General features: G+C 42.4%; 12 protein-coding genes. 10 read left to right on the top strand and 2 right to left on the bottom strand.

Annotated features, from left to right (window positions below; all coding sequences use genetic code 11):
- The first annotated feature begins 28 nt into the window (after positions 1-28).
- The 8 genes from yycF (at position 29) to rlmH (ending at position 7,655) form a co-directional block, all read left to right on the top strand.
- A complete protein-coding gene (gene yycF / locus KNO70_RS12800) occupies positions 29-739 on the top strand; it encodes a response regulator YycF (protein ID WP_015880237.1) in 711 nt (236 codons plus the stop codon).
- A gap of 3 nt (positions 740-742) precedes the next feature.
- Positions 743-2,584, top strand: a complete 1,842-nt coding sequence (gene walK / locus KNO70_RS12795) for a cell wall metabolism sensor histidine kinase WalK (RefSeq protein WP_078145963.1) — start codon at positions 743-745, stop codon at positions 2,582-2,584.
- The gene (gene yycH, locus KNO70_RS12790; RefSeq protein ID WP_214812700.1) at positions 2,584-3,966 is read left to right on the top strand and encodes a two-component system activity regulator YycH; all 1,383 of its coding nucleotides are present in this window, start codon (positions 2,584-2,586) and stop codon (positions 3,964-3,966) included. Before walK ends, yycH begins: the two co-directional genes overlap by 1 nt.
- Positions 3,953-4,777: a two-component system regulatory protein YycI gene (locus KNO70_RS12785; protein ID WP_078145965.1), complete on the top strand. Its 825-nt coding sequence runs from the start codon at positions 3,953-3,955 to the stop codon at positions 4,775-4,777. Before yycH ends, KNO70_RS12785 begins: the two co-directional genes overlap by 14 nt.
- Positions 4,778-4,790: 13 nt before the next feature.
- Complete coding sequence (locus tag KNO70_RS12780) at positions 4,791-5,582, top strand: MBL fold metallo-hydrolase (RefSeq protein ID WP_015880241.1); 792 nt, start codon at positions 4,791-4,793, stop codon at positions 5,580-5,582.
- A 51-nt stretch (positions 5,583-5,633) separates the two neighbouring features.
- Positions 5,634-6,893, top strand: coding sequence for a S1C family serine protease (locus KNO70_RS12775; protein WP_214812690.1), 1,260 nt, complete (start codon positions 5,634-5,636; stop codon positions 6,891-6,893).
- A gap of 37 nt (positions 6,894-6,930) precedes the next feature.
- Positions 6,931-7,092 carry a CxxH/CxxC protein gene (locus KNO70_RS12770; RefSeq protein WP_015880243.1) on the top strand — a complete coding sequence of 54 codons (162 nt, stop codon included), beginning with the start codon at positions 6,931-6,933 and terminating at the stop codon, positions 7,090-7,092.
- An 83-nt stretch (positions 7,093-7,175) separates the two neighbouring features.
- Entirely contained in the window at positions 7,176-7,655 is a 480-nt protein-coding gene (gene rlmH / locus KNO70_RS12765; RefSeq protein ID WP_214812689.1) for a 23S rRNA (pseudouridine(1915)-N(3))-methyltransferase RlmH, read from the top strand.
- Positions 7,656-7,884: 229 nt separating this feature from the next.
- Here rlmH and KNO70_RS12760 read toward each other — a convergent pair whose 3' ends face one another.
- The gene (locus KNO70_RS12760) at positions 7,885-9,348 is read right to left on the bottom strand and encodes a hypothetical protein (RefSeq protein WP_214812688.1); all 1,464 of its coding nucleotides are present in this window, start codon (positions 9,346-9,348) and stop codon (positions 7,885-7,887) included.
- Complete coding sequence (locus tag KNO70_RS12755; RefSeq protein WP_214812687.1) at positions 9,345-10,364, bottom strand: hypothetical protein; 1,020 nt, start codon at positions 10,362-10,364, stop codon at positions 9,345-9,347. Before KNO70_RS12755 ends, KNO70_RS12760 begins: the two co-directional genes overlap by 4 nt.
- A 413-nt stretch (positions 10,365-10,777) precedes the next feature.
- Between KNO70_RS12755 and KNO70_RS12750 the strand changes: the two genes are divergently transcribed.
- Positions 10,778-11,689 (top strand): restriction endonuclease, encoded by a 912-nt coding sequence (locus KNO70_RS12750; RefSeq protein WP_214812686.1) that lies wholly within the window; start codon positions 10,778-10,780, stop codon positions 11,687-11,689.
- Positions 11,690-11,807: 118 nt separating this feature from the next.
- On the top strand, positions 11,808-12,869 hold the full coding sequence (locus tag KNO70_RS12745) for a PD-(D/E)XK nuclease family protein (protein WP_214812685.1): 1,062 nt from the start codon (positions 11,808-11,810) through the stop codon (positions 12,867-12,869).
- Positions 12,870-13,008 lie beyond the last annotated feature (139 nt).

Here is a 13,008-nt window from a genome sequence, read left to right as displayed (position 1 = left end):
GTTTAATGATAAGAGGAGGACTCACTGAATGGATCGTACGATTTTAGTGGTAGATGACGAACAACCAATCGCAGATATATTGAAGTTTAAACTTGAAAAAGAAGGTTACCAGGTGCACGTTGCCTATGACGGTGAAGAAGCACTCGTCAAAGTAGAAGAGATTCAACCGGATCTCATCTTGCTCGACATCATGCTTCCGCTCAAGGACGGCATGGAAGTATGCCGTGAGGTGCGGAAGAAATACGATATGCCGATCATCATGTTGACGGCAAAAGATTCCGAGATCGACAAAGTACTCGGACTAGAGCTCGGCGCAGACGATTACGTCACAAAGCCGTTCAGCTCACGTGAATTGTTAGCCCGTGTCAAAGCGAACATGCGACGTCATGCGACAGCACCGGCGCCAGAAGCAAAAGGAGCCAACGCGAACGATATCGTGATCGGCGACTTGACGATTCATCCGGATTCGTACATGGTGACGAAACGGGATGAGAAGATCGAATTGACACATCGCGAGTTCGAATTGATTCATTACCTCGCCCAAAACATCGGGCAAGTGATGACGCGGGAGCACTTGCTCCAAACGGTATGGGGCTATGATTACTTCGGTGATGTGCGTACCGTGGACGTCACGGTGCGTCGTCTTCGTGAAAAAGTAGAGGACAACCCGTCGACTCCGACGTATATTATTACGCGTCGCGGCGTCGGGTATTATTTGAAGGCAGGAGAAGAAGATTAAACGATGAAACGGACGAACTTCTTTAAATCAATCCAGTGGAAGCTCGTCGTCATCTATGCGCTGCTCATTCTCGTTGCGATGCAAGTCATCGGCGTGTACTTTGTGCGTTCTTTGGAACGGCAATACATCAACAACTTCTCGCAGTCACTTGTCGACCGAGCGAACCTACTGAGCTACAACATCAGTGAGGGGACTGCCGCGAACGAGAGTGACTCGACCACGGACCAGCAGTTGAACCAGTTACTGGATCAGCTGCTGTCTGAATTTACAGAGAGCACGACGCTAGCTGACGACATTCGAGAAGTCCAAATCATCGACACGAACAGTGTCGTCCGGGCGACCTCGAACCAAAATAATCAAAGTCTCGTCGGACAACGGACAGCGAGCACGTTCATTCAAAAGTCATTCGCGACAGGCGGAGCGCAAGAGACGCTCGTCTATGAAGATTCAAATGACCGAATGCGCGTCGTCGCCGTTCCAATCAAGTCGGAAGTGGACGGCACGACGACCGGGATGATCTATATCGAGGCATCGATGAAGTCCATCTACAACCAGATGGAACAAGTGACACGCATCCTCGCAACGGGGACGTTGATCGCACTCATCATCACCTCGTTCCTCGGAATCCTTTTATCTCGAACCATCACGCGACCGATTGCCGACATGCGGAGGCAGGCCGTCGAGATGCGGAAAGGGAACTTCTCACGAAAAGTTAAAGTGTATTCGGATGACGAGGTCGGTCAACTTGCGTATGCGTTCAACGAATTGACGGATGAGTTGATGGAGGCGAACGCGACGACGGAAGCCGAACGACGCCGCTTGACGAGTGTCCTCGAGAACATGTCGGACGGTGTGGTCGCGACTGACCGCTCGCTACGGGTCATCTTGATGAACGACCAGGCACGCGACATGATCGGAGTCGCTGAAGAAGAGGCAATGGGGACGAACTTACAAAGTCTCCTCGCATTCGAAGAGGAAATCGTCATTCCGGAAGACGGCACGATGCCGACAAAACTGATTGACCTTAGTACGGACGAAGAATTGTTCCTCGTTCGTGCCTATTTCTCACCGATTCAAAAACATAGCGGACCGATCACAGGTCTCATCGTCGTCTTACATGACGTCACGGAACAAGAACAGGTCGAACAGGACCGCCGTGAATTCGTTGCGAACGTCAGTCATGAATTGCGGACACCGCTCACGACGATGCGTAGTTACTTGGAGGTTCTTGCAGAAGGTGCTTATCAGGATGAGGAATTGGCGCCACGTTTCTTAGAGACGGCACAAAACGAGACGGAGCGGATGATTCGCCTCGTCAATGACTTGTTGCAGCTCTCGAAGATGGACAGTAAAGAATATAAGATGCAAAAAGTGAAGTTCGACTTCGTGCAGTTCTTTAACGACATCATCGACCGTCATGAGATGACGAAAGGGGATGCGATTCAATTCCGTCGCAAACTGATGAAGCGTCGCGTCTACGTGCATGCCGATCAAGATAAGATGACTCAAGTCATCGACAACATCATCACGAACGCCATCAAGTTCTCACCAGAAGGCGGGACGATTACGTTCCGGACGATGCTTCGGGCGAAACGCCTCGTCATCGGCATCAAGGATGAAGGGGTCGGGATTCCGAAGTCGAACTTAAAGAAAATTTTCGAACGTTTCTATCGTGTCGATAAGGCGCGGGCGCGTAACATCGGTGGTACAGGACTCGGTCTATCGATTGCCAAGGAAGTTGTATCTGCTCACGGCGGCGACATCTGGGCAGAGAGTGAATTTGGAAGAGGTACAACGATTTACTTCACGATCCCGTTCGATACGATTGTGGAGGTGAATGATTGATGAAACGGTTTACGATTGCAAAGCCGGAACTGTGGAAGTCGTTCATTTTGCTCACGTTAATCGTCACGTCGATTGTTCAAACCATCATCTTGTGGGACTACCATCCCACGTATCAGGCCGTCCAATCTGAAACGCAACTCACGACGGTGGACGAGTCATTGCAGCGTCGAGCGGACCAGGTCATCATTCCCGTTCAAGCGGTCGTGCATGACAACAATGCTGTGTTCGCTTCAAAGAATACACCGAAGCAACTAATGCGTGTCATTCGGGATTCGTTTGAAGCGAGTGAGTTCAAGCCGCTCGCTGTGAAAAACGTCCCGAGTTTCTATACGGATATCAACGAGGGACTGGAGTTGATCTTACCGGAGGCCTACTATGCGGACACGCTCAGCTATATGCTTCCGGGAACGTATAGTCTGTCCGGGAAGATTCCACAGCGAATCCTCATCTATATAGATGACAGTGCGTTCAACATTCGTGCCATTATGAGCGACCAGTCCATTTGGGAAGGGAAGTTGACGAAAGTCGGAAACGGCGATGTGAACAGTCTTTTCTTAAAAAACTCGAGTCGAACGATGAAGCGCGTGACGTATACGGATGAACGCGTGAATTATATCCCGGTCGTCGGACCTGAGATGAATGAGTTGTTCGCGTATGACGTGTCGTCGATTCAAATCGACACTCGTCTCGACTGGATGCGAGATACGTTCTTCCCAGGTGACCCGAACGTTCAAGAAGTCGACCCGGCAAGTTCGGTCGGGGCGTTGACGAATGGTGTCAGTGTGGCGGAATATGATGCGAAACTGAACGCCAGTCGCTATCGAAACCTGTCTCGGAATAGCACCGAGCGTGAAACAGCAATCGGATTGGATTCCATTGTGGAATTCGTGAACTTCCACGGGGGATGGGTCGATGAAGCGTCTGAGAATCAAGGGCTGTCCCTTCGATTCGATGCCATCACACCGGCCAACAAAGGATTTGAAACGACCGTGTTCCGTTTTCACGTGAAAGGGTATCCGGTCTTCAGTCAGCGTGAGGCGTTTATCAACAACGATGCCATCGACTTATCCACATTGCGTGTGGAAAACGACGGAGCACAGGTCCGATCGATCACCCGTAACCACTTGGAAATCGATCGCCTGATCACAGTCGGCACGACACAGTTGGCTGATGCGGAAGAAGTACTCGGTACACTCATCAACTCTGGACGATTTGAGAACGTGACCGAGATTCGAATCGGTTATGAGATTGAATATAATGAGGACACGAGCCGCTATGTGACGTTTTCACCGAACTGGTTCGTGCGTGAGGCGGGCCGTTGGGTCCCATACAATCAAGGAGACGATTGGACAGAAAGGATGATGTATCGTGGATTGGAGTAAAGCGAAAACGATTTTAATCTTCGCCTTCCTCGCCTTGAACATCTATCTGTTGTTTCAATTGCTGACGGAAACATGGGCGACCGAAGTCGTGACGAATGACAACACCTCGATCACGCAGATTTTAGACCAGCGGAACGTCGATCCGGCAAAATTGCCACGGATGGGTCGAGATATCGGCTATTTGACGGGTTCGTCTGAAGAGATGTCAGCTGCGATGATCACGAAAAATCGGGAGGCGCAGCTCGCGACGACGCTCGACAACATGCAACTCGAAGTCGAGTTGAAACAACCCGTGCCGCTCGATGCGAAGGATTTGCGGACGACCGCTTCGACGTTTGTAGCGGAATATGTTCCGTTTGGAAACGAGTACGCCTACTGGCGCTACGATGAAAAAACAAGACAGGTTGCTTTCGTACAAACATTCGAGGACAACAAGATTTTTTCAGCACCTGAAGTCGAGGGTGGCACGGAAATGTACATCGGTCCGTCCCTCATCCTCATTCAGTTGAACGAGTCGTTCGAAGTGACGGATTATAAACAGCGTCATTTAAAAGACCTCTCGTCGAAAACGCAAGATGACCTCGTGTTGACGGCCAGTGAAGCCATCTCACAACTCGCGTCTCGGAAGTACTTCCAACCGAACCAGGAGATGCGGGCCATCAATACCGGGTTTTACAGTTTACCGCTCGACAGCTCTGGCAGTTTGATCATCATGCCACCGCTTTGGTCGATCGGGATTGATGATCAGGTCTACTTCGTCAATGCAATCGATGGAACAGTCGAGCACGTGGAGTTTGAAACGAAAGAATGAAAGGAGTGATTGCGTGACTTTACAGTATAGTGTGTTAGCGAGCGGGTCGACCGGAAACGCCCTCTATATCGAGACGGAACGGACGAAGCTGCTCGTCGATGCCGGATTGACCGGAAAAGCGATGCAACAGCGCATCGAAGCCATCGGTCGGTCATTTGACGGAATCGACGCACTGCTCGTCACCCATGAGCACTCCGACCATATTAAAGGTGTCGGGATATTAGCACGTAAGTATAATTTACCGATTTATGCGAATGCGAAGACATGGGCGGCGATGGAATCACTGATTGGAAAGATTGATCCTGCCTTGAAGTTTCAAATCGAAGTCGGAGATGTGAAACAGTTCGGGGATATTGAAATCGAGACGTTCAACGTGAGCCATGATGCGGCAGACCCGATGTTTTATCAGTTTGCCCATGACGGGAAACGATTAGCCCATATCACCGACACGGGCTATGTCTCGGACCGGATGAAAGGAATCATCCGTGGAGCGGACGACTTCATCTTTGAGTCGAACCATGACGTCTCGATGTTGCAGATGGGGCGTTATCCATGGAGTGTCAAACGACGAATCCTCGGCGACTATGGCCACGTCTCGAACGAGGATGCAGCCATCGCGATGAGTGAGGTCATCGGTGACCGCACGAAACGGATCTATTTGGCCCACTTAAGTAAAGACAACAACATGAAGGAGCTCGCACAGATGAGCGTCTCGCAAACACTCGGCATGCGAGACGTCGACTTAGGTCGAATCAAATTGTGCGACACGGACCCGACAATCCCCACTTCACTCGTTTCTTTATAAGGAAACTTGGGAAAAGACAGGTATCACACTGTCTTGAAGGGGGGACGCGTCGTGAACGAAGAGAGACACCATGAGTATGAACCTCAAGACGTCGAACCTGAAGTACACGAAGCAACAGAAGAGAAATCGACGTATCCGTCTCGGAGCGAATGGCGACCGAAGCAAGAGGAGCACGTACGCCATAAGCCGAGACCAAATATAAAACCGTTGTTACTCGGAGGGGTTGGCGGATTCTTAGGAGCGGCTTTGTTTTTTGTCATCGTGATGCTCTGGGATTCGCCGACCTCTCGTTTTGTGACGAATGAACTGACGCGGACCGAACAGGCCGTCACCGTCACCGAATCGGACGTCACGACCGCTGTCCTTGGGGCGAAGCCGTCCGTCGTCAGCATCACCAATATCCAGCGTGCGTTCACCTCTGACTCGCAATGGGAGGCGGGTGCCGGATCCGGTGTCATCTATAAAGTAGAAGGAAACACGGCCTATATCGTCACGAACTTCCATGTCATCGAAGAAGCGGACGAGGTCAACATCGCCTTTTCCGATGGTCAAATCGCATCGGCAACCATTTTAGGCGAAGACCCGCTCAACGACTTGGCTGTCGCTGAGGTCGAGTTACCAAAAAACATCGATGTGGAGCCGATTGTCCTCGGGGACTCCACCGTTCTCCAAGCTGGCGAGACCGTCATGGCCATCGGAAATCCGCTCGGTGTCTTCTCAAACTCGGTCACCCGTGGTATCGTCAGTGGTGTCGAGCGGACGGTGCCGGTCGATACGAACAGCGACGGCTTAATGGATTATAACGCGGAAGTCATTCAGACGGATGCGGCCATCAACCCGGGGAATTCGGGTGGTGCCCTCATCAACATTCGTGGAGAGCTCGTCGGAATCAATTCGATGAAAATCGCCGAGGCGAGCGTAGAAGGGGTTGGATTCTCCATTCCCGTCAACGTGGCGCTACCGGTCATTGACATGTTAGAACGTGATGGGAAAGTGACACGAGCACAGCTCGGGGTCACGATACAAGAAGTCATTGCGGTACCCGGTAACGTTCGGGAAGAGTACGGCATCTCATTCGACCAGGAAGACGGTGTCTTCGTCGAAGAAGTGACACCAGGTAGTCCGGCTGAGGAAGCGGGACTACGTATTGGCGATGTCATCACGAAAATCGGAGACCGGGAGATCAAACGATACGTCGATTTACGCGATGCGCTCTATCGTGATGCAACGGTCGGTGATACAATCTCCATTGAATATTTACGTCGCGGGGAAGCGAGAGAAACCGAGGCGACCTTAACTGAAGCAACATAAAGAAGCGGCGACGCTTCTTTTTTAAGGAGGAAAAACTGTGGAAAAAAAAGTATGCAAGGAACATGTTGAAATCGCTTTAGACATCATTGTGGATGAAACAGGTGAATACCCGTTGCTAGAGGAATTATCCACAAGTGAACACGTGACATGTGAGTTCTGTGAAGCCGACGCAACATATATTGTGTCAAGCAAAAACTAATTATCAACATGTGGATTTGTGGATAACTCTGTGGATAACCCTATGGATAACTCCAAAAAAACTGTGGAAAAAGGAAGAATTGGATGAATATTTCAATTATCACGGTCGGCAAACTGAAAGAAAAATATTTAAAACAAGGAATTGCCGAGTACACAAAGCGGCTTTCCGCCTACGCAAAAGTGCAGGAAATCGAGGTCTCAGACGAAAAAGCACCCGAGCATTTGAGTGAGGCAGATATGTTACTAGTAAAACAAAAGGAAGGCGAACGTATTTTGGCGAAGATATCCCCAGATACGCACGTCATCGCCTTGGCGATTCAAGGAAAGCAGCGGACGAGCGAAGAGTTCGCCCGTGAACTCGATCAACTCGCGACGTACGGAAAGAGTAAAATCGCCTTCATCATCGGAGGGTCGCTCGGTCTGTCGGACGATGTGATGAAACGAGCGGATGATACGATTTCGTTCTCGAAAATGACGTTCCCCCACCAACTCATGAAGCTCGTATTGTGTGAGCAGATTTATCGGGCGTATCGGATTAATCGGAATGAGCCGTACCATAAATAAATGAGGTTAAAAAATCTTTAACAATATCAAATTTTAAGTGAATTTGGTGTCCTACTAAATTAATTAAATATTGTAAACTCGAGAGATCTTAATAAATTATTAGATATATCTTTCATGTTTTCTCAATTCAAACTATATATTTTTATTTATGAAAATCAAAAAGACTACAGATGAAAATAATGTCTGTAGTCTTTTTAATGCGTTATGGGGTTGCAAATTATAGAAATGACTAAATAATATTAAAAGTTTTTTCATCTTCAAATATTCTATTTATAAGCTCCAATTTTTCATCTGATTCAAACATCTCGAATTCATGAATTGAAGCAATGATTATTTGATTTTCACTAAAATCACTTTTTAATATCTGAAGAGTTTCTTCAATATTTACTTTATCAAGTTCCCTACCGCTTGGCGAATCTAATACTATTGGAACTTTGTAACCTAAATAATTTTGTAACTCAGTAATATAAGCCATTTTGAAGGAGAAAACAATTTTGTGTAGTACAGCTCCACTTAATGACTTTAAATCTGAAGTAAAAATATAATCTTTCTTTTGATTTATATACTGACCAACGTTCAGAAGGTCGGCGTATTTTAAAATATTTGAATGCAAGTTATTTAATACAGTGTTGTTAGCAGAAATTTTTTCTTTGATTTCAGCATTTAATAATTTCTTTTGTTTTTTTAAGGAAGATATAGTTTTTTCCAAATGTTCGAAAGGTATATTAACTTTAGAAATCAAATAATCAACTTTTTCAATTTCACTTTGAAGTGAAAATAAGTTGCTTGATTTTTTAATTTCTAATTCTAACTCTTTTATTTCTTTATTAACTTTAGAAAAATCATTTTTCAGCATTAATAGTCGAGTTTCAATATATCTTTGGTTTTCAGAAAAATTAATGATGTTATCTTTTTTCACTGAGATTTCTAGCCCAGTTTCATTATCTTTAACTATCAGGTTCATTTTTTCAACATATTCGATGAATTTGCTATTTTCGTTCAAACTTTCTTCTAAATCATTAATTTTACTTTTTAATTCTGATTTTTTAATTGCTAAAAAATTTAACTTGTTTTCTAAATTCACGGTGTAATCTGAAGAAAATATAGAGTTTGAGCTTTCTTCAGACAAATGACTTTTGTATTCAATAATATTAAGTATTTGAGTATACTTTTTTAATTCTAAGTTAATACTTTCTAACTCTATTTTTTGTTTTGTTAAGTCTCTATCAGAAAGCCCTTCTATAAAATCTTCTATTTTGAATTTCAAATTACCAATAACTGTACCTCTATTTAGTAAGGTCCATCCTTTTTCTTGATCCATATATATTGCACCAAGTAGGTTGTTGAGCACATTAGAGTTGTTTACTCCCCAAATTTGAGAGAATACTAAATTTTCATCATTCGGCAAAAAAAAGTTTGAAGAGGAACCATCTTTAAAACGTATAAATAAATGATTATTTTCACGCTGAATTTCCTTGATGCCATCTGCATTATCTAAAAACAAAGTTGTCTTAACTTTAGAAAAATTAATTCCTTTTGTTTGAGGGATGCTATATCCCATAGAATAGAAAATCATTCTAAGTAGAGTCGATTTTCCTGAACTGTTATTTAAACTATGAATAAGTGTTTTTTTGCCAAAGTCAACCGTTCTTTTTGAACCTTTGTAGTCTAGAATTAAAGAAACTAGTTTCATAAGCCCACCTCCTTATTGAGTCGTTTTATCACCTTAATTTTTTTGATTATTCTCCATAGAATTAATTGAGTTACAGGTTCAGACATGTCATCTAATTTCCCATAAAATATCTTTCTTGAGTAATAAAGACAATGTTTATCAATAAATTCTCTGGCGGCATTTCTTTTATTTTGATAACTTTTACTTTCAGTAAAATCTAAAAAGTGGTTACTTACTTCATTAAACAAAGTAAATTCAAGGGTCTTTTTTTCAATAAAGCCTGTATATATACTCTCGATAGCATCTTCTTCTGATACATCTAGATTAAATTCCTCGTAAAATTCATCACTAGTAGTATCGAGTGAGTATACTATTATTGGCCATGCAAAATCTTTTTTGTATATATTTATTTTTTTTGATGAATTTTGCGTAAAAAGAAGTTGATAGTGAGTAAAAATACTATTTATTTGCGGTGACTTTAAGCCTAAACTATCGAGAAGATTCTCAACACGCTGTTTAATAACACGATATCTAGTTTCATCGTCATCACCAAAAAACGGCAGGGTAGTAATTCGCAAACGATTATAATCAAATTTATCTAAAGATAAATTCTCACTAATAGAAACTTCATGAACATATTTTTCTATCTTCGCTTTAATCTTAGGTGGTAGTTCATTAAATGAATAGTCTGTAGCACCTACTCCAAAAAGCCCACCAAATTCTTTAAATACGAAAGGATTAGAAATGTTTGATCCATAATAAAGAACAGAGTAATCGGTTTTCGAAGTTGCATCAATTAATGTCTTGAGTGCATTCTTAAGATGAGAATTTGTATTAGACGAATTGTACGGCTCTAGTTGTGATTTTGCTTGAATAAAAGTCCTACGGCCGTCTTCATAAAAAAGTTCAATATCTTCTGTTGGACCTTCGACTTTAACTCTGCTCAATGACTTTAAATCTTTAGAAGCAAAATATAAGGCTAAATTACTTTGAAAGTCCCATCCAAAAGCACTGGCTTGTGCATTTCTATCTGTCATTATTATCGGACCCTTCACTTTAAAATAAGTATTATAAAAAAAGAAAAAAGGATTATAAAGTTAATTATATCCTTTTATTAAAACAAAAAAATTGAATATTTCAAAATTGTTAAATGAATTAGTGAAAGCCCTAATAATCATATGCTCTGTATAAAAAAGCAATAAAGCAGAATTCCAACTTTTTTACCTTAACCCTAACAAAAATAATTAAATTAAAGAATAGACTTAAAAACCTCATTTTGATTCGATAAGGAGAACCGTACCATAAATAACATGAAATTCAGACGGTTTTATTATCAACCGTCTATTTTTTATATTATAAAGAAATGAATGGCATGTTCTCTTCCTAACTCATGTAGTTTTATCATTCATGTTTTATAATGAACGTATCAGAATGAGAGGGTGAGATGAATATGGCTGTTCCAGGCTACCAAGAATTTATGTATCCGTTTTTACAACATTTAGAAGATGGTAAAGAACATACGTTGCAAGAACTTTATATATCACTCGCCAATCATTTTCACTTATCCGACGAGGAAATCGCAGAAAAACTTCCAAGTGGCAAGCAAACATTACTCGTGAATCGAATCGGATGGACTAGAACGTATTTAAATAAGGCAGGATTAATTAAAGTGGTAAGAAGAGCGGTCTTCACAATTACGGATGAAGGATTGAGAGTGCTTGAAGATCCTCATGTAACAAAGATTGATCGAAAATTTTTAATGAAATATAAGAGTTTTATTGAATTCATGAGTCGCACTTCGGATGAATCAACGAAACACATCGCCCCTCCAAATGATACTCAGACGCCATTAGAGCTAATCGACTATAACTTTAATGTACTTAAAACTGAATTGCAGGAAGTGATTTTAGAAAAAATCTTAGATTGTTCTCCAGCTTTTTTTGAACGACTGATTGTAGATTTAATTGTTGCCATGGGGTATGGAGGATCAGTTAATGATGCTGGAAAGGCGATTGGGAAATCCGGAGATGAGGGAATTGATGGCATCATAAAAGAAGATGTATTGGGATTAGAAATGATTTACTTACAGGCAAAGCGATGGAAGACAGATTCAACAGTTTCGCGACCGGATATACAAGGATTCGTAGGTAGTTTAGTAGGGAAAAAAGCATCAAAAGGTATTTTTATGACTACAGCTAAATTCTCAAAAGAAGCAAGAATGTATGCGGAATCGATAGATAAACGAGTGATTTTAATTGATGGAAAAGAATTGACCAACTTAATGTTTATATACAATGTTGGTGTGTCTATTGAAGAAATGTACACAATTAAGAAAATTGATTTAGATTTCTTTGATGAGTGATCATCTAACATATTCTTAAACCTCGAAACGTATGTACAGTAGACGATATATAGATGAGTGCTTGAATCAAACCTCAAGCACTCATTGTTTTTATACTGTGATGAAGGGAGTAAAGAAAATGGTGTCATCGTATTCGAAAATCTACAATCTATTACGTCAATCCGACTCTAATCCCTATGAAGATTACTTGACCGAAATCATCGCTCCGATCTTCGGACAACCGGATCTATTGACGGATTTTTTTAAACGTTTTGCAGATTTGAATCTTTCTGAAATTAGTCGTGTGAAGGCATATACACAAAAAACGTACAGTAAACTACATACACATGATACCGACAGTCGACCTGATCTCGTCATCACGTTTAGCGAAGGGGACACTAAACATCTCGTCTTCATTGAGAACAAGTTAGGTAGCGGTGAAGGACATCATCAATTGAAACGTTATCGAGAACATCTTGAGCAAAGTGAAGAGGAAGGATTTACGACATACCTGTTTTATATCACCCAATACTTTGACCCAAAACATGTCGCTTCAACCTCAACTAAGTTCTTTCAATTGCAGTGGTTTCAACTCTACATATGGCTTCAAGAATATAACAAACAAGATTTGTATTACAAACAAGTACTCAAGTATATGGAGGACATTGAATTGAATAAATCAAGAACATTTCTACCTCAAGATGTATATGCGATTCAAAACTTAGGGAGAACCATTTCGATGTTGGACCAGTGTTTGAATGAACGAACGACGCATACATTTACGAATTTGTTTGGAAAGCCGAAACCATGGGGGAATCGTGCGATTGAACTCCGTGAGTACAATCGATATGTCATTCAAAATGATCAAAGTGATTGGAAATACATCGGCTGTGGATTCAGTTTTGAACAAGCTGATTACCCAGAAGTATCAGTTTACATAGAGGTTCACCCAAATAGTAAACATAAATCGATTCTGATGGACGCTTTCAAACAATTCGCAGCGACAAATGAAGAATGGATCTATGAAGCTCCGGAAGATCGAAATGACGAATTTATGTTATACGTTTGTCAATCATTGACGCATTTCTTAAGTGCTCCAGACCACATCGATGCGATTGAGACATTTTTCATTCAAAGGTTAGAAGAATTGAATGAACTGAAGCAAAGTTTGTCGCAACTGAATTGGATTGTAGTCGAGTAAAACTTGATGATGCTGAGTGAGTAGATGGGTCTCAAACCATCTACTCTTTTATTTGAAAAAAACTAATTTAATTGAATAAAAATTAAATTTATGGAATTAAAGTAGGTATAATATGTATATGAAGGATTCGTTACATAAT

The organism is Exiguobacterium sp. s181 (genome assembly GCF_018617125.1).
Lineage (GTDB): Bacteria > Bacillota > Bacilli > Exiguobacteriales > Exiguobacteriaceae > Exiguobacterium > Exiguobacterium profundum.
This window is presented reverse-complemented; position numbering and strand designations above follow the sequence as displayed.

Bases quoted from the DNA above. Each gene is read 5' to 3' on its own strand.
- yycF (WP_015880237.1), top strand. From the start codon at position 29: ATGGATCGTACGATTTTAGTGGTAGATGACGAACAACCAATCGCAGAT.
- walK (WP_078145963.1), top strand. From the start codon at position 743: ATGAAACGGACGAACTTCTTTAAATCAATCCAGTGGAAGCTCGTCGTC.
- yycH (WP_214812700.1), top strand. From the start codon at position 2,584: ATGAAACGGTTTACGATTGCAAAGCCGGAACTGTGGAAGTCGTTCATT.
- rlmH (WP_214812689.1), top strand. From the start codon at position 7,176: ATGAATATTTCAATTATCACGGTCGGCAAACTGAAAGAAAAATATTTA.
- KNO70_RS12760 (WP_214812688.1), bottom strand. From the start codon at position 9,348: ATGAAACTAGTTTCTTTAATTCTAGACTACAAAGGTTCAAAAAGAACG.
- KNO70_RS12755 (WP_214812687.1), bottom strand. From the start codon at position 10,364: ATGACAGATAGAAATGCACAAGCCAGTGCTTTTGGATGGGACTTTCAA.
- KNO70_RS12750 (WP_214812686.1), top strand. From the start codon at position 10,778: ATGGCTGTTCCAGGCTACCAAGAATTTATGTATCCGTTTTTACAACAT.
- KNO70_RS12745 (WP_214812685.1), top strand. From the start codon at position 11,808: ATGGTGTCATCGTATTCGAAAATCTACAATCTATTACGTCAATCCGAC.